Here is a 17,546-nt window from a genome sequence, read left to right on the forward strand (position 1 = left end):
CGGAAGTCGCGCCGCCCCAGGCCTTATGCTGACCCGCCCTTTTATGCCGCCGGGAACTATGCGCAACCGCTGCGCCTTTGTCACTGATTCTGTTAAGATTCTTTGCTGCTTGCACGTCCCGCCGGGGGCTCTATTGTGCAGCGCAAGAGACAGACTTGAAGGAAGAACCCATGCTGCCTGCGCCGCGCGCCGATCTGAAATCCAACACGCTCGCCTATGAAGTAACCCCTCTCGTCAAACCGACGGGCTTTCGGGAATATGACGCCCGCTGGGTCTTCGAAAAAGAGATCAATCTCCTGGGCATACAGGCTTTGGGACAGGGCCTTGGCACGCTGATCCGCGAAATGGGCAAAGAGCCGCGCATCGTCGTCGGCCATGATTTCCGCGGTTATTCGGCTTCCATCAAACAGGCGCTCACCGTTGGCCTCATGACGGCCGGGATCGAAGTCAACGATATCGGTCTCGCGCTTTCGCCGGTCGCCTATTTCGCGCAATTCGATCTCGACATTCCCTGCGTCGCCATGGTGACGGCGAGCCATAACGAAAATGGCTGGACCGGTGTGAAGATGGGCGCGGCGCGCCCCCTCACCTTCGGGCCTGATGAGATGGGCCGGCTGAAAGAGATCGTGTTGAACGGCGAATATAAATCCTTCCCCGGCGGCGCCTATAAATATGTCGAAGGCCTGCGCGAGCGTTACATCGCCGATCTTGTCGACGGCGTTTCCTTCAAGCGGAAGATGAAAGTCATCGCCGCCTGCGGCAACGGCACGGCTGGCGCCTATGCGCCAGAGGCGCTGGAGCGCATGGGGCTGGAAGTCATCCCCATGGACGCCGAGCTTGATCATACTTTCCCGCGCTATAATCCGAACCCGGAAGATATGGAAATGCTGCACGCCATGCAGGCCGCTATCCGGGAACACGGCGCCGACGTGGCGCTCGGCTTTGACGGCGACGGCGACCGCTGCGGCGTAGTCGACGACGAAGGCGAGGAGATTTTCGCCGACAAGATTGGCGTTCTCATCGCCCGCGATCTCTCAGCGCAGCACCCCGGCGCGCAGTTCGTGGTGGATGTAAAGTCTACCGGCCTTTTCGTGACGGATCCGGTGCTGATTAAGAACGGCGCGAAGACCGAATATTGGAAAACCGGCCACTCCTACATCAAACGCAAGAGCCACGAGATGGGGGCGCTGGCCGGCTTTGAAAAGTCAGGCCACTTCTTCTTTAACAAGCCAATCGGACGCGGCTATGATGATGGTCTTGTCGCCGCCATCGCACTTCTTCAGATGCTCGACCACAATCCCGACAAGAAGCTTTCGGATTTAAGAAAATCACTCCCGAAAACCTGGTCCTCACCAACCATGTCGCCGCACTGCGCCGATGAAACCAAATATGGCGTTGTCGAACAGGTGGTGAAAGCGTTCGAGGAACGTGCGAAATCCGGCGGCACGATTATCGGCCAGAAAATCCGCGATGTCGTCACCGTGAATGGCGTACGTATTACAGCGGAAGACGGCACTTGGGGGCTCATTCGCGCCTCGTCGAACAAACCCGAACTTGTCGTGGTGATCGAAAGCCCGACATCGGAAGAGAACATGAAAAAGATGTTCGAGGAAATGGACGCCGAACTGCGCAAGCATTCCGAAGTCGGCGAGTATAATCAGAAGATCTAGATCCATCAGTCTGAAGAGGAGCGCCATGGAAATCCATGGCGCTCCTTTTTATTACTACCAGGCAACGACGCCGGCGGCCGTCGTCGATACGCCGGAGATCGGCCGTTCACGCGTAAGCGAGCCGTCATGTTCGATCTTGAACGGAACGATCTCACCGTTTCTCGGCGTCAGCACGAACATGGTGTTGGCGCGGACTGAAGCATCAAGTGGATTGCCGCCCGTAACGCCGGTGACCGGGTCATTGCTGAGACGCGTCACCGCTCCCGTGCGGCCAACCGAGTAGCCTGTAACGGTGCCGGAACCGGTGTTCGTCACATAGGCGTAGCGGCCATTGCGGGACGTCACGACCCAGCACCCCGCTGTCTGATCTGCGGAAGCCGAGCCGGTAACTGTCTCCAGCGAGAGGTCATCAATGTTCAGGCCATAAGATGACAACGCCGCCTGGTTTTGCGCTCCGCCAAAAGCTTCGCTTACAAGCAGGTTATCGCGGCGGTCAAAAGTAAAACCAAACGGCGTCTGACCGCTTGAAGCGTTATCTACTGGCTCGCCAAGAAGGCCGTCCTCATCAACCGGAAAGACCCGGATATTATTGGTCGCCCGCTCGGTGACGACCAGCGCATCCCCGGCTCCGTTAAAACCGACCTGGGCTGGCGCGGAAGCCGCGACAGACAGGGAACGCGTAGAATTCGGAATCGGCGTCAGCGAACCGTCACGTTCAAGACGGAAAGCTGAAACGTTGGTTTCACCGCCGGCATTCATGACGTAAACGAGGTCATCATGAACCGCGACGCTGGTCGGCATGACGCCGCCGGACGGATACACGCCAATGAGCCTGACGCCGTTTCTGCGAACCCGGAATGTGCTAACGTCATTGCTGCCGGCATTTACAGCAAGAAGCACGCGTCCATTGCGCGCAAGAGTGAGCGCATCCTGACTTCCAAGGCCACCGCCAGATCCCAAACCGCCCGTTGAAACAGGCCTCTTTTCAATGAAAGCGCCGGTTGCGCCTTTCGATTCAAAAGTAAGGATTCGATTGCCGCCAGCGTCATTGCTGGACGTATAGACAGTAACCGCGTTCGCCGTTGATGCGGCGCCCAAAGCCAATGCAGCTGTGAGTGCAGCGACACCTATTCTTAAATTGAAAAACTTCATACTTCTCCTCCGTGTTGTTTTCCCAATAAAGGAACATTGACGGCGAGGAGCTTTGGCACGCGTTCACACTGTCCAGAACTCACATTCGCGCCAAAGGTCTGTGAGCTCAGTAAACTGTGTGTGATGCGCTAAAGACGTGAAAAGATGTTTGAGATCACACGGTCGAGATTGGAATTCAGGAGAATTGTGGCCGTAAGTTTAAAGCCGCTCCGCAGCGACTAATAATGCGGCGGCGGCGGTTCGCGATGACCGCCATGATCTACCGCATCTTCAACGGCCTTTAATTCGTCGCTCAGGCGTGACACGTCGCGCTTGAACGATTCCAGCAGCTTCCATTGATCGGTCAACGCCTTGGAAAGGTCCTCAATGGCTTGCTCCTGAAAGGCGGAGCGTTCTTCCAGCTTCTCAATTCGCGACAGTAAAGCATCGTCAGTCATGGCGAAAATTCCTTCGCATTATCATGGCTGTGCGCAGGAAGAAGTTTACGCCGCCCAGCCGATCCACGTCCCCGATAGCGCAAGCATGGCGGCCACAGCAACCGCCCCGAGAATGCCGACGGCAGCCAGGCGCGGCCCGTGAAGGCGGGTCCAGAGCAATATCCCCGACATCACCATGAACATCATGGCGCCCGCCATGGTGTCCATGATCAAGATAAACAGCTTGTTGACGCCGACAACCTTGTGCAAATCGATCAATCCCTTGAGCAAACTCGCATTGGAACGCTTCACGCTAACCCGATTGGCGCCAAGCTCGTACTCTCCAGTGATAATTGCGTTCGGCCCCCGAAACGTCACCGTATAGCTCGGCGCCTGTTCAGCTGCGCGGCCGCCAAAGGAGACAGGCCCGCCCGCACGCCGGCGCCCGCGAGACGGTTCGGCGTCAATATCGAACGCGTCCTGCATCCATAACGCCAGCGTTTCCTCACTGGTGATCAGCCCCGGGTCAACAGGCGCTGAAAGGGACGCAACCTCTTTCGTGACGCCGCCTTCTATATGCATCAGCGCCGTCCGGTGATTGAGATAGAAACCTGTCAGGCCAAGAAAGAAAAAGAAAAGCGCGCCATAAAAACCGGTCCAGGCATGGCTGCGCCGAAGCCAGGTGAGAATGGTGTTGGTTTGCAGGTCCTTGGGAATGAACAGATAACCGCCAGCGCGCCGCTTTGGCTTCTGTTGCTTTTCAGTTTTGGCCTCACTCATGGCGCCGCCCCTTCTCGAATCATCCGTGTCACCCCTGTTTAACGGCGCGAGACCGCAAATCCAGCGACGAAAAGCCAAGACAAAATGTCTCACATGAGAAAACGGGGCGGCCAGACAGCCAGCCGCCCCACTATCTCATTAGCGTGACAGATGCACCCGGACAAAGGCGCCCCGGCCATTGCCCGGCAATCTTTCTCCGATCGCAACGTCTGAATTTGCGACACGGTTATAGCCGGCCAAATGGTGGCGATAATCCTTGTCGAAAATATTGGTGACGCCAGCGGAAAGCGATACGCCCGTTGCGAGCTCGATGTCGCCGGTGATGTTGAACAACGCATATCCATCCGTCGCTTGTTCGCTGTTTGTGACAGACACTTTGTTTTGATCTGCGACCAGCACTGTTTCAGCGCTCACGGACCATTTCGCCCTTTCATAGGTCGCCGCAAGTGACGCATGCGGCGGCGAGATGCGATAGAGGTTGTCGTCAATATCGCGCCGTTTGCCGCGTACATAAGAAACAACCCCGTCAAGTCGAAGATGATCCGTCAACGCAACACCGCCATCAACATCAACGCCATAAAGTTCGGCGTCTACATTGGCGAAACGCAGCGGCGTTGAATCGCCGTTCATGGCGGCGATCATTTCCTGCGGCGTGTCGATCACGTCGACCGTCGCGTCGAAAGGAACACCCTGCACATAGTCGTCAATGCGGCGATAAAAGACCGTCGGCCGCAGATAGAAATTGTCGCCGCGCAGATCGGTTCCAGCTTCGGCGATCCATGCGGTTTCATTGGTAAGCTGCAAGTCGCCGATATAGACATTGCCGTCAGCGAGACCGCCGCTCGCCTGTGTGGGCAGCCAGGAGAACCGCTCCACATAACCGGGCGCCCGGGTTTTATGGGCCAGGGTCAGGCGCCATGAAACGCCGTTTGCTTCCTCCGACCACAACCGGATGACGCCGTCCACTGTCGTCTTGTCCCATTCGCGGTCAGCAGCATTGAATGCATCGGCGAGATTAACCGGGCCCATCGGCAGTGCGGGACCGACCGTCGCCTCCCCGGCGCTCGCGTCGTGGAAATCGGCGCGCACGCCCAGCTCCGCATTGAGCCAGCCAGCAGCGCCGGTCCATTCGGCGAAAACGCCTTTGCGCTGTATCTCGATGTCCGCCAAGGAGTTGATGAAGAAATTCGGGTTATTCGGATTGGTGATCGTCACATCCTTGTCTGCATCTTCAATATCGACGCCAAGGCGTAAATCGCCGCCCGTCGCTGGAACAATGATGGCGACCTTGCCTGATAGCGTGCGCGCCTCAGCAAACGTTTCACGGAACCGCGCCGGGTCCGGCGGCGCCGGGCGCAGATCAAAATTGTTCATGGCGTGATCAACATCGGCGATGGAGAACGCGCTTTCGAATTTGACGCCGCCTAAAGCGCCATTCCATGTCGCCCGGGCGAAATCCGTCTCAAAGAAGCGAATATCCATGGGGAAAGGCGGGTTGCCTGTAGGCCCTGTCTTTTGACGCCGCACATCAACGCCGACTTCGTGATCGCCAAATTTCGCACCAGCGGATGCGCCATAGACTGCGCGCCTGTGTGATGACGATGCAATGGTTCCGCCCGGAAACTCCACATCGCCGCCATCTTCATAAGAGCCGAGAATGTTGAAGCGCAAAGCCTCATTGGATGCGCCGGCGACGCCCCCCACCGCATAGCTTTCATCGACGCTGCGCGCGAGCGCGGTTACGTCATATCCGAGTTTTAAATCTGACCCCTCGGTGAAACCAACGCGCTTGAACTGGGCGTCTACCCCGCCCGCAAGACCGGGACCGTTGCGCACCGGGCTGACGCCGCGATCGACGACGATCACGCCAACCAGCGGCGCCGGCGCATAATGCAGCGGCGGGTCCATCATATTAGGGCCGCCCGAGGCAAAGGACTGGCCGTCAACGCGAATGTTCAGCCGTTCACCGAAAAGACCGCGATACTGCACCTGGCCGGACAGCGCGCCGTTATCGATCAGGGCCGCGCCCGGAAGGCGCGCGACAATACCCGCCGCATCAGGGCCGGCGTCCGGGGTAAAGTCCGGCGCCGTTGCATCGACGGTCATCGACTCGCGCGGAGAGCCGGTTACGACAATCACGTCCTGAAGCGCGGAAGCGGAAGATTGCGCCTGGGCTGCGCCGCACAGACTCATGACGCCCGCGAGACTCGCGGACAAAAACAGATAGGTTTTCATTGTATGCTCCATCGCGCGCCTGCCTCAAAGGACAGCGCGCATTGTCTGATCAAAAAGGAAATGTCGGATCAGGTATGGAGCGGCGGCCCGCGCGAAGGCGGCGGCGAGACAGCGCTTTGACTGTCATGAAATACAGATTGCGCGCGCCACAGCGGCGATTGCGCAAAAGCGACCGGCAGTCCGAGACCGTCAGGCGCCTGCTCCGGCGCATAAAGAAGGCTGAACGATGCGAATGGGCACTGACCGGCTTCATTGACGGCTGGCGCCGGCGCGCCGTCTTCCTCTGTCACTTCGCCGGTTTCGGGATTGAAATATGCGGGCTTTTCACCGCTTCCCGTACAGATGGTGATGGCGATGCGGCCCGTCGCGTCGTCATGGCCAATCATGTAGCCAATCGGCGTCACCGCCCGCAGGGCCGCGGCGAACAGGGCCGCAACGAGCATGAACCGCACCCATGAGAAAGCGGACGCCGAGGCGCGCGCTCCTGTCATGTTTTGACGGTTCAACATCATTGAGTAATTACACCCTGCCAGTCATATCCGCCGAACCCTATAGCGCGCCGGGTTTACAAGACACTTTCAAAAGGTAGGGCTATTCGCCGCGCATCAGGGGCTCAACCGGCAGGCGGGCGGCGACCCAGTCATGGAGGCTTTTACGGTCCGACACTTCGATACTCCCATAACCAAGCGAAATTAATCCTTCATCCTGTAGACGCGCGAGCGCCTTGCCAATCGACACGCGGGAGACCCCCAATGTGAAGGCGAGATCTGACTGGTTGCATTCAACTACGCCCTCATGTCTCGCGGAACGCTCCATGCCCGCGATGAGCTTCGCCGTTCGCACATCCAGGGGCAGGCGCCGCACATCTTCCAGAAAATCCAGCACCGAATAGAGCCGGCGCGTCACGGCAATGACGAGTGCGCGGGCAAGGTCCGGCTCTTCATCAAAAATACGGTCGAAACGTGGTTTGGTGATTTGCTCGATCACGGTCTCGCCCACCGCAATGGCGTCATAGGCGCGGGGCAGCCGCGCGAACAGGGTCGCCTCGCCAAAACAATGGCCTTCCCCAAGAATGGAAGTCGTAACGTAGGAGCCATCCGCCCCGGGATTGGCGAAACGCACCGCCCCGATCCGGATTATGGAGAGACCCGGCTTGGCGTCGCCCCGGGAATGAATGGTCTCGCCGTCATCATACTCAACGACGGACGCAGCGGCGCTGAGCCGGGCGGCGATCGCCTCCGGCAGAAGGGAGAGCAGCGGCGTGGAGCCAAAATCGAGCAGATCCGCCATAGATCCAGAATGCTAAATTATTAGCATTCTGCTCCTGCCGCCGGTGGTAATCAAGCGCCAACCAAAAAAAACAGACAGCAGGGAGAGACGCTCATGAAACCGGAAATGCTGGTCATCCTCGGCATTTTGGCGATGTTCGCCCTGCTTGAAATCATCTTCACCAATTTCTTTCGCAAACCGAACCAGAAGCGCGCCGACGTAATCGTGGAGATCGCGTCAACGCTGACGCTGATGCTTGTCACACAACCGCTCGCCCTTCTCGGCGGCGCAACGGTCGCCGCGTTGATCGCCCCGGGGGCGCAAGGCGCGCTGGCGAACATACCCGTCCTCGCCGGGATCGCGCTGTTCCTGATCTTCGACGACATGATGCAATATTGGTGGCATCGCGCCTCGCACAGTTTCCCGTGGCTCTACAATCTCCACCGCCCGCATCACAATGGCGAGTATCTTTCCATTCGCGTCGTCTATCGCAATAATCTTTTCTATTATCTGTTGATGCCCGGCCTGTGGTTCTCCGGCGCCCTGATCTATCTCGGCCTCGGCTGGATCTACGCCGGCTACATCATCGTCAAAATGGCTGTCATTTACGGTGCGCATTCCGACGTGCGCTGGGATGAACCGCTTTACAAAATTAAATGGCTCTCCCCCGCGCTGTGGGTCGTCGAGCGTGTGATCTCCACGCCGGCGACCCATAGCGCACATCACGGCAAGCATCAGGCCGATGGGGTGACCAACTACAAAGGCAATTACGGGAATCTCTTGTTCTTCTGGGATGTCCTGTTCGGCACGGCGAAAATCACGCGCCGTTATCCGGAAGAATTTGGGGTCGAGAACCTGCCCGACACCACCGCCGCAGAGCAATTATTGTGGCCGCTGGTGCGGGTGAAAGAAGCAAAAGAGCCGGCTGTCGCGCCTGCTGAATAATCAATACCGCGCCAGCGCCGAACCCCAGGCGAGACCGCCGCCAAGCGCTGCAAACACCAGCAATTGTCCGCGCTTAATGCGCCCGTCGCGAATACCGGCGTCGAGCGCCAGCGGGATCGACGCCGACGATGTGTTGGCGTGCTTGTCGATGGTGACGATCACCTTACTCTCATCAAGCTCCAGCCGTTTGCCGCAGGATTCGATGATGCGGATATTCGCCTGATGCGGCACGAACCAGTCGATTTCATGACGGCTTACTTTCGCGCGCTCGGTCACTTCAAAAACAGCGCTTGATATCTGTTCAACGGCGTTTCGAAAAACTTCCTTGCCATTCATGCGCACCTTGCCGACGGTCCCGGTCGATGACGGGCCGCCATCGGCGTAAAGATGTTTTGCAAGCCGGCCGTCAGAAGAAAGATAGGTCGCAAGCACGCCGCGTGGTTCACGCGCGGTCTGCGCCTGTTCCCCGCTCAAGACGACCGCGCCGGCGCCGTCGCCAAAGAGTACGCAAGTCGCCCGGTCCTCCCAGTCGAGAAAACAGGAAAGTTTTTCGGCGCCAATGACGAGCGCATGCTGCACCTGGCCGGTCTTGATGAAATCATTGGCGAGGGTGAGCGCGTAGAGAAATCCGGCGCAGGCGGCCGAGACGTCGAAAGCGATTCCCGGCGGCGCGCCGATCTTGTCCTGTACATAGACGGCCGTCGACGGAAAGGTCTTGTCCGGGGTCACCGTCGCCACGATGATGAGACCAATGTCCCGGGGTTTGAGCCCCGCCTGATCGAGGGCGCTCCAGGCGGCGGCGGTCGCCAGATCCGAGGACGCCTCATCTTCAGCCGCAAAATGGCGCTGGGCGATGCCTGAGCGGCTGCGGACCCATTCATCCGAGGTTTCCACGATTTTGGCGAGATCGTCGTTTGTGACGACCTTTTCCGGCAAATAAGACCCGACACCTGAAATTATCGTCTCAATCATCGCCATCGCTCTTCCCCAAAGCCGCGTATGGCCACCTTAAGCACATGCGCCGGTCATGACGACAGGAAATTCGCCGCACTGCACAAATTTTAAGATTAGCCGCTTAACTGGTGAAAACGTCGAAGGCGAGCGCCCCGGCGGCGAACAGCACATAAGCCCCGAATCCCTTGGACAGGAGATCGGCGTCAAGGTGATGCGCAGCTTTTGCGCCCCAGGGGGCAGCGATCCCCGCCATAACAGCCATCACCATAAAAGCCGGGAGGTTCACATAGCCGAGCGAGGCCGGCGGCAGCGCATCGGCGGCGAGCCCTGAAAGAATGAAGCCGACGACGCCTGGCCCCGCGACCGCGACGCCAAACCCTGCGGACGTCGCAATCGCCTGATGCATGGTGCGCCCGGCGAGCGTCATCACCATCACGCCCATGGCGCCGCCGCCAATCCCCATGAGGCTTGAGAAAAAGCCGGTACCGAAGCCGAGAGGAATTTTCATGCGCTTGCGGTTGAGATTGATGGTCTTTGCGTGACCGCGGTTTTTTCCGAAAAGGCGCCGGTAAGCGACGTAAAAGGCGCCCCCCGCAAAGACGATGGTCAACAGCTCCGCCGGCGCCCAATGTGCGAGCAAGCCGCCCGCCCCGGCGCCGCCCGCAATCCACGGCCCCCAATGGCGTAACATTTCACCGTCAACATGACCGGCGCGATGGTGGGTCGCCAGCGACCGCACCGATGTGACAATGATGACCGCGAGCGAGGTGCCGATCGCGGTTTTAAGGCTCGGGCCCTCTTCATAGCCGAGAAGGTGAAAGATCGCGTAGAGCGCCGGCGTCGTGATGACCCCGCCGCCAATGCCGAACAGCCCGCCCGCGAAACCCGATGCGAAACCGGCGGCGAGCAGCGCCACGATCAGCACCCAGTGTTCAGCAAGCAAACTCATCTAGGCGGGCTCGCGCGCGCGCATGATTTCCAGCGCTTCATCGAGGATGGTCGCGCGCGCTGCGCTGGCGTTTTCGGACAGAAAGCGCCGCCACGCTCTCGCCCCCGGCGCGCCGTGATAAAGACCGAGCATATGGCGCGTTACCGAATGTGGCCGAACGCCCGCCGCAAAGGCGCGCTTCACATAATCCGACATGGCGCGCACCACCTCTTCACGGGAGGGCGCACTCGCCGTTTCCCCGAACATGGCGGCGTCGACAGAGGCGAGCATGTAAGGCGTCCCATAGGCGGCGCGGCCCAGCATGACGCCGTCAAACTCAGCCGCGAGCGCGCAACCATCATTGATGGTTTCAATTCCGCCATTCAACACAACGGTCAAATCTGGCCGCGCTTTTTTCAGCCGACGTACAAGGTCATAATCAAGCGGCGGGATGGTGCGGTTTTCCTTCGGCGACAACCCTTGCAGCCATGCTTTGCGCGCATGGACGATAAAAATCTCGCAGCCCGCCGCGGCGACTTTTTCAACGAACCCGAAAAGACTCTCTTCCGGATCCTGGTCATCAACGCCGAGGCGGCATTTAACCGTCACCGGAATCCCGACGGCGGTCTTCATGGCCGCCACGCAATCGGCGACAAGGTCTGGCGTCTTCATCAGGCAGGCCCCAAAGGCGCCCGACTGGACCCGGTCGGACGGGCAGCCAACATTCATGTTGATTTCATCATAGCCGAAGCCTTCACCGATTGTTGCAGCCTCGGTCAGTTTCTCCGGCTCAGACCCGCCAAGTTGCAAGGCGACCGGATGCTCGCTTTCGTCAAAGCCCAAAAGATAGTCGCGCTCGCCATGGATCGCCGCATCCGCCGTGATCATCTCGGTATAGAGCCGCGCGCGTTTAGACAGGAGCCGGTGAAAATAGCGGCAATGGCGATCGGTGCCGTCCATCAGCGGCGCTACGCAGAATTGATATGTTTGATTTACCGGCATTTTTCTTTTTGAACCAATGAACTAAGCGAGAATGTGACGATGCGCGGCTGCTAGTCAACTTTCAGCATGCCGATCCTATAAGCCTATTTGCTTTGAAACAATTTATCGCATCTTGCCCGCTCAGCCCAATATTCCAAGGCTCGTTGCAGGGCGGATGACGTAATAGCGCGGCTTACGGTTCGCGCGCTCTGAGGCGTGAAAAATCTAAAAAAGAAAACTGCGTCAAGGATGCATCCAAGACGAGAGCCCCGGTGGATCGGGGGGAATGAATTAAGACGGCGGCGAGCCAACCTGCCCGCCAGTTCCACGACTACCGCTTGCGGCGAATTACCCTTTTCATGCAATTTGCATAAGTGTGGCGTTTCGTGACGAGTTAGAGGGAAATCAGCCCAATATATCGAAAGAGTATCCCTTAATCTCTTTTGGCCGAGGAGGCGCGTAGCAGCGCTTGCTGTGGGACAATCCAACATTGGCGATGGCCGCAGCTTGCATCATGGTGACCGGAACCGGGTCGAGCACAGGCACGGCGAGGTCACGTTCCGCAAGATGCTCTCGAATCGCATCCGCACAGCCGAGAAATCCGGTGCAGCCGAAAATGATCACGTCGGCGCGGTCATCCTCCACCGCTTTTTGCGAAGCTTCACACAATAGCGCTTTGGTGCGCTCGATATCCTTTTCGATTTCAAGCACGGGCAGATCGATCACCCGGATCGGCGCCAGACGTTCCTTAACGCCGTAAATCCGCGCCAGGTTCTCAATCATCGGCACGACGCCGTCGACGACCGTGACGACAGACATGCGCGAACCCAGTGTCGCCGCCAGATGCATGCTGGTTTCCATCGGGCCCAGCACGGGGATCGAAACCACCTCGCGCGAGGGGCGCACGCCCGGATCCCCCATACAGTCAATCACGATCGCATCGGCGCCGCCGCGTTCGGCTTCAATGCATTTTTTGATCGTGTCCGGAACAGCAAGGGCTTCATCATATTCGCATTCTATAGAGGCCGGCCCTGAGTCGAGAATTGAATGACGAATTTCAATTCCAAACTTTTCCAGCGGCTTCACGTCGTCCAGACAGCGAATGCCTTCCGTGATGATCGGCGTCACCAGATGCACGATAGCCATGGCGTTTTCCTTTTCTTAATGCAAAGCCTGCTGCAACACATCGTCCGTCCCTAGAAATCAAAGGCCAGCGTCACGCCATATTCGCGCGTCGGCGCAAAGATTGCCACCACCGCCGGCGTGCCGCCGCCCTGACCGTCCTGACCGAAAGAACGATAAACCTCGTCCGTCAGGTTCTTGCCCCAGAAAGTCAGAGACCAGGCGCCGCCGGTCGGCCGCAACGCCAGCCGCGCGTTGACCAACGTGTAGCCGTCTTCCTCCGCAATCGGCGAATTGTTGAACTGCGGATAGTAACTGCTCCGGTAAGACGCATCCGCGCCGAAGGTCGCTTCATAGGCGTCGCCAAGAGGGACCGTATATTCGAGCCCGCCGCCTGCGGTCCATTCCGAAGCCAGAGGCAGCGTGTTGGCGCCGATAGTGAAGCCGGTTTTGGGTTTCAGATTATCCGTATTCGTATGGCCGAGCTGGGCAAAGAGGCGCAGGGCGTCCGTAGGCGCCGCCTGCATTTCCGCCTCAAACCCATAGAGATTGATCTCGCCAGCATTGTCAGTGATGACAATGAAACCGCCCATGCTGTCCATGGTTGTGGCGGTCAGCTGAACATCGTCATATTTGTTGAAGAAGCCTGCGAGATTTAGGCGCAGACGGCCATCGGCCAGATCGGATTTGACGCCGCCTTCATAGGAAAGCGAGCGCTCGGCGTCGAAAGGCGCAAGATCGGTGGGCGAGAACGGACGGCCATTATAGCCCCCGCTGCGAAAACCTTGCGAGATCGATGCGTATAGCAACAAATCTTCCGTCGCCTGAAATTCAAGGCTTCCCTTTGCTGTCAGCGCGTCGAACGTCTTCTGGTCGATCCCGTCCGTGACCAGCGGGAAGCCGCCGAAGGTCGTGTCGATATCGATTTTCTTGGTTTCCGACGTATAGCGCAGGCCGCCGGTGACCGCGAACCGGTCCCTCAGGCGATAGGTGCCTTGGGCGAAACCGGCATAGGAGTCCGTTTTGTTGTTGGTGAATACGAGCACCTGCGTGCCTGTGATATTTGCATCCGTATCGAAGCGGCCGTCTTCGGTGAAGAAATAACCGCCCACCAGCCAGTCAAGAGCGCCGTCCATGGCGACGCCTGTGAGCTGAATTTCCTGGCTGAACTGCCACTGCTCGCTGTCGATGAACTGATTGAGAATGGGGTCGTTACCGCCGTCGAAGTCCTGCCCGCTCTGGCTTTCAAGACCGCGATAGGCGGTGATCAATTTGAGATCCGCCCCGCCCAGATCGAAGTCGGAGATCAGGGAGACGCCATAGACGTCGAGATCGTCGGTCATCGGCGTATCGACGGCGATCCTGTCGAGGTCATCGCTGTCCACATCGCCATTGACGCCAATGACGTCATTGGCGCCGCCATCGTCAAATATCATGCCCACTGCGCTTGTGGGATCGAAGAAAACGCGGCCCTGCGGCGCCTGTGTGCCGCGTCGGCGCGAATAATCGCCAGAGAGATTGAACTCGATCCCGTCGCCGGGCGTGAAGCGCAATTGAATCCGCCCAGCGATGTCATCGTCGGCGCCGAGATCGCCCGAACCGCCGAGAGGTTCGATATCCTTGCCATAGCCATTGCTCGTCTTGCCGAAGACCGCAATCTTCGCCGCCAGCACATCCTCGACAAGCGGCGCATCGAGGATCGCGCGCCCTTGAAACCGGGCGAAACTGCCTGCCGTCAATTCGCCCTTGAGGCCGAACTCGCCGGAGGGTTTCGCCGTCACCACGCTCACCGCTCCGCCGATCGTGTTGCGCCCGAAGAGCGTTCCCTGCGGCCCGCGCAAAACCTCGATGCGTTCAATGTCAGCCAGTTCAAGCGCCGCCCCTGTCACACGCGCGAGATAAACGCCATCGAGATATGTCCCGACGCCGGGATCGGTTGTGGTGATGAAGTCGGCCTGACCGATACCGCGGATGGAGAAGCTCGACCCCGCCGTAGAGCCGCCTGCGGCGTAAGACGCCTGCAGGTTCGGCACATATTGCGCAATCTCATTGACGTTGAAAATCTGCCGGTCTTCGAGGGTCGCTTGCGAGAAAGCGGTCAGCGCAATCGGCGTTTGCTGAACATTTTCTTCGCGTTTGCGCGCCGTGACCGTGATCGTGTCCAGGGGAGCGGCTCTTTCCTCCTGCGCAAACGCTCTGCCGGACGTCAACGCCCCCGCCATTGCGGCGATCGCCGCTCCCGCCATCAAACTCGCTCTAACCTGTCTCATCGCCTTAAACTCCTCTTAAGTCCCCTCAAAGTCGCCATTTTGACCGCGCCTTACCCGGCGGCGATCAGCTCTTCTATCGGCTTGAACGGTTCATCGAGCCCAAAGGCGCCCGGACCGAAAAGTTCAAGCGCTGCTTTTGATCTCATCACAGGCGCACAGCTAACTCCCATGACCTTGACGCGCTGGCCGTAGCGCAACGTTTCCGTTGTGATCGGCTCGGCTGATTCCGCATCGAGAATGCAGGTCAGATCAGGCACGATCGTCCGTGTTTCATCGCCGCAGCGGGCACGCAGATATTCGTTCTGGAAAATCACTTCCATCTCGCGCCCGTCGCCTTCATTTGAAAGAATCTTGCAGGCGCCGAGAGTGAAACCGCCTTCGGTCTTGCGCTCCAGATCGGCGATCTTGCCGCTGAAAAGAACGCCGCACTGATTATAATATTCCGTTGTGCGCAAATAGCGCATCAAACTTTCGAACGGATCACCTTCACGCCTTCCCCGCGCGATTGCTTCGCCGATCCCTCTGGCCAGGGAAAGTGTGCCGCGAACGGCCGACCGCTTCGCATCCGCGCCCAGCATGGGATAACAGGAGATACCCACCGAGGCGCCCATCTCAATAACGAGTCGGCGCGCCGAATTTTCCGACGCCTTGTTGTCACGCGCATTGATGATCTGATATTCGCCATGCTCATTGCCGACAGCAAGCGGGCTGGTTGAAACGCCATGCACGGCGAAAGTGACCATCTGCAATTCCGGGAAGGCGCGCCCCATGCCGTCTGCATCCACCAGCGGCAATCCGCGCTTGGCAGCGACCGCGACCGGCGCCAGTGCGTTCAGCCCGCCGATTTCCGCAGGCATGATCGCCTTGGCTTTCCTGCCAGTTTGCCGCTCCAGCGCGCTGATCGCGATTTCGATTTCGTCAATCCCGGTCAGCTTTTCGACCATGACGCTCGGCGCGCCCATCATGGCGGCGATATAAACCGGGTCGTCATCGCCAAGGTCTTCAACCGATATGCAACGCGGCGCTCCATAGGTGCGAACCGCGTGAAGCGCTGTCAAACTGCCTACATAAGGATCGCCGCCGCCCCCCGCCCCGAGAAAAGCCGCGCCTCGCGCCATATCTTCAAGATATTCGGCCTTGAGTTCAAAACCGGCGTTCTGTGTGCTGCTCATTGCGCCGCTTCCTTGGTTCGGGCCGGCTTAACGGCCGCAAGATCGCCCACGGCTTTAACGTTGACGCGCACTGCCCCCGGCAAATAAGCGAGCGGAATTTCCTCGATCTGCATGATTGCAACCGTTTCACGATCCGCACCGGCGTCGACCGCGCGCTCACACGCTTCTTCGCGGGCGCTCTCCAGCGCTTTCTCCCGTCCCAGCGCGTCAAAATCATAAACCTTGTCGATTTCGCCGCCGACTTGCGCGATGGCAGCCCCGATGGCGTTCGCCACGGACGCATGATCGGGCCGAATGACTTCCGACGCAGCAGGCAAATCTTCCGTCACCAGCACGGAGCCGCCGCCGACGAGAATGACCGGCGCCCTGGCGGCGGAAGTTTTCACGCAGTCGATGGCTTCATTGATTTTGAAGTTAATCAGCTGCCGAGCCGCCTCGACGGCGTCGGCGTCGAGATTGCTGACCCGTGCGGCATCGCCGATCTCCGCGCGGCCGGCGGCGACGACAATATCTGTCGCCGTCAGAGCGCCGCCGCCGAAAATCCGCGCTTCCCGGGTCAAACGGTAACCGACGGATTGGGGGCCGATCTTCACGCCGCCGTCGGCGCTGACAATGCTTCCGCCGCCCAGCCCGATGGAATAAACGTCAGGCATTCTGAAATTCGTGCGCACGCCGCCGATATCGACACGCGACGACGCCTGGCGTGGAAAGCCGCCGATCAGAACGCCAACATCTGTAGTGGTGCCGCCAATATCGACAACGATGGCGTCTTTCGCGTCGCACAGAAAAGCTGCGCCGCGCATGGAGTTTGTCGGCCCCGATGCGAATGTGTGAACCGGATAGCGCGCGACGGTTTCGGCGCTCATCAGCGTGCCGTCATTCTGGCTGATATAGAGGGGCGCCGCGATGTCGAGTTCTTTCAGCGCGTTCTCAAACGCCGCAACGACCTCAACAGCGAGCGCCGTCAACGCGGCGTTGAAGATCGTCGCGTTTTCGCGCTCAAGCAGGCCGACGCGCCCGATTTCGTAAGACAGCGTAATATTTGCTTCCGGCGCCCGCGCCTTGATGATCTTTGCGGCTTCCTGCTCCATCTCCGCGTTCAGCGGTGCAAACACGGAAGAGATGGCGATATTCCTGACGCCTTTACTGACAATGTCATCGGCGATCTGCGCGATCTCATCGGGGTCAAGGGGACTGATTAGCCGACCATCAAACTCGTAACCGCCTTTGGCGAGATAAACATCGTCGCCGATCATCTCCACAAGGTCCGCGGGCCAGTCGATCATTGGCGGCAGGCTGCGCGTCGCCGGCAGACAAAGCCGAATGACGGCCACCCGGGCGAGGCCTTTGCGTTCGACAATAGCATTTGTGAAATGCGTCGTGCCGATCATGACGACGTCTATGGAGGCCGGAGACTGGCCTGCTTGCTCAAGAACAGACGAGATGGCGCTGACGACGCCGGACCCGACATCCTTCGTCGTCGCAGTCTTGGCGGTCGCAAGAACACGGTCGCCGTCCATCAGCACCGCATCCGTATTTGTCCCGCCCACATCAACGCCGATCCGCATTCCACCTCCGGTCATGTGTTTCCTGGTCGCCAGTCATCTCTCAGCATCCGGAACGCCGGCGCCTTCGTCAAAGCAGGATCCGTG

Annotated in this window: 15 protein-coding genes; 2 read left to right on the plus strand and 13 right to left on the minus strand. The window is 59.0% G+C overall.

Annotated elements, in window-relative coordinates:
- Nucleotides 1–170 precede the first annotated feature (170 nt).
- Nucleotides 171–1,670 carry a phosphomannomutase/phosphoglucomutase gene (locus ACFC5L_RS17215; protein ID WP_375203927.1) on the plus strand — a complete coding sequence of 500 codons (1,500 nt, stop codon included), beginning with the start codon at nt 171–173 and terminating at the stop codon, nt 1,668–1,670.
- Between the two features lie 54 nt (nt 1,671–1,724).
- Here the strand turns inward: ACFC5L_RS17215 and ACFC5L_RS17220 are convergent, their stop codons facing one another.
- The 6 genes from ACFC5L_RS17220 to ACFC5L_RS17245 form a co-directional block, all read right to left on the minus strand.
- Nucleotides 1,725–2,822 (minus strand): lactonase family protein, encoded by a 1,098-nt coding sequence (locus ACFC5L_RS17220; protein ID WP_375203928.1) that lies wholly within the window; start codon nt 2,820–2,822, stop codon nt 1,725–1,727.
- Between the two features lie 218 nt (nt 2,823–3,040).
- Nucleotides 3,041–3,259, minus strand: a complete 219-nt coding sequence (locus ACFC5L_RS17225; RefSeq protein WP_375203929.1) for a SlyX family protein — start codon at nt 3,257–3,259, stop codon at nt 3,041–3,043.
- Nucleotides 3,260–3,304: 45 nt separating this feature from the next.
- Nucleotides 3,305–4,018, minus strand: a complete 714-nt coding sequence (locus ACFC5L_RS17230) for a hypothetical protein (RefSeq protein WP_375203930.1) — start codon at nt 4,016–4,018, stop codon at nt 3,305–3,307.
- A 138-nt stretch (nt 4,019–4,156) separates the two neighbouring features.
- Nucleotides 4,157–6,253, minus strand: coding sequence for a TonB-dependent receptor (locus ACFC5L_RS17235; protein ID WP_375203931.1), 2,097 nt, complete (start codon nt 6,251–6,253; stop codon nt 4,157–4,159).
- Nucleotides 6,254–6,321: 68 nt separating this feature from the next.
- Nucleotides 6,322–6,744 carry a hypothetical protein gene (locus ACFC5L_RS17240; RefSeq protein WP_375203932.1) on the minus strand — a complete coding sequence of 141 codons (423 nt, stop codon included), beginning with the start codon at nt 6,742–6,744 and terminating at the stop codon, nt 6,322–6,324.
- A 100-nt stretch (nt 6,745–6,844) separates the two neighbouring features.
- Nucleotides 6,845–7,543, minus strand: a complete 699-nt coding sequence (locus ACFC5L_RS17245) for a Crp/Fnr family transcriptional regulator (protein ID WP_375203933.1) — start codon at nt 7,541–7,543, stop codon at nt 6,845–6,847.
- Between the two features lie 93 nt (nt 7,544–7,636).
- On the opposite strand from ACFC5L_RS17245, the gene ACFC5L_RS17250 reads away from it, so the two are divergent.
- Complete coding sequence (locus ACFC5L_RS17250; protein WP_375203934.1) at nt 7,637–8,467, plus strand: sterol desaturase family protein; 831 nt, start codon at nt 7,637–7,639, stop codon at nt 8,465–8,467.
- Here the strand turns inward: ACFC5L_RS17250 and ACFC5L_RS17255 are convergent, their stop codons facing one another.
- The 7 genes from ACFC5L_RS17255 to ACFC5L_RS17285 form a co-directional block, all read right to left on the minus strand.
- A complete protein-coding gene (locus tag ACFC5L_RS17255; protein ID WP_375203935.1) occupies nt 8,468–9,445 on the minus strand; it encodes a beta-ketoacyl-ACP synthase III in 978 nt (325 codons plus the stop codon).
- A 97-nt stretch (nt 9,446–9,542) separates the two neighbouring features.
- The gene (locus tag ACFC5L_RS17260) at nt 9,543–10,370 is read right to left on the minus strand and encodes a sulfite exporter TauE/SafE family protein (protein ID WP_375203936.1); all 828 of its coding nucleotides are present in this window, start codon (nt 10,368–10,370) and stop codon (nt 9,543–9,545) included.
- Nucleotides 10,371–11,351 (minus strand): tRNA dihydrouridine(20/20a) synthase DusA, encoded by a 981-nt coding sequence (dusA, locus tag ACFC5L_RS17265; RefSeq protein ID WP_375203937.1) that lies wholly within the window; start codon nt 11,349–11,351, stop codon nt 10,371–10,373.
- Nucleotides 11,352–11,735: 384 nt separating this feature from the next.
- Nucleotides 11,736–12,476 carry an aspartate/glutamate racemase family protein gene (locus tag ACFC5L_RS17270; protein ID WP_375203938.1) on the minus strand — a complete coding sequence of 247 codons (741 nt, stop codon included), beginning with the start codon at nt 12,474–12,476 and terminating at the stop codon, nt 11,736–11,738.
- Nucleotides 12,477–12,526: 50 nt separating this feature from the next.
- Nucleotides 12,527–14,722 (minus strand): TonB-dependent receptor, encoded by a 2,196-nt coding sequence (locus ACFC5L_RS17275; RefSeq protein WP_375203939.1) that lies wholly within the window; start codon nt 14,720–14,722, stop codon nt 12,527–12,529.
- 50 nt (nt 14,723–14,772) lie between these two features.
- A complete protein-coding gene (locus ACFC5L_RS17280; RefSeq protein WP_375203940.1) occupies nt 14,773–15,894 on the minus strand; it encodes a DUF917 domain-containing protein in 1,122 nt (373 codons plus the stop codon).
- Complete coding sequence (locus ACFC5L_RS17285; RefSeq protein WP_375204076.1) at nt 15,891–17,462, minus strand: hydantoinase/oxoprolinase N-terminal domain-containing protein; 1,572 nt, start codon at nt 17,460–17,462, stop codon at nt 15,891–15,893. Before ACFC5L_RS17285 ends, ACFC5L_RS17280 begins: the two co-directional genes overlap by 4 nt.
- Nucleotides 17,463–17,546 lie beyond the last annotated feature (84 nt).

It is taken from the genome of Hyphococcus sp. (assembly GCF_041986965.1).
In the GTDB taxonomy this organism is placed as follows: Bacteria; Pseudomonadota; Alphaproteobacteria; order Caulobacterales; family Parvularculaceae; genus Hyphococcus.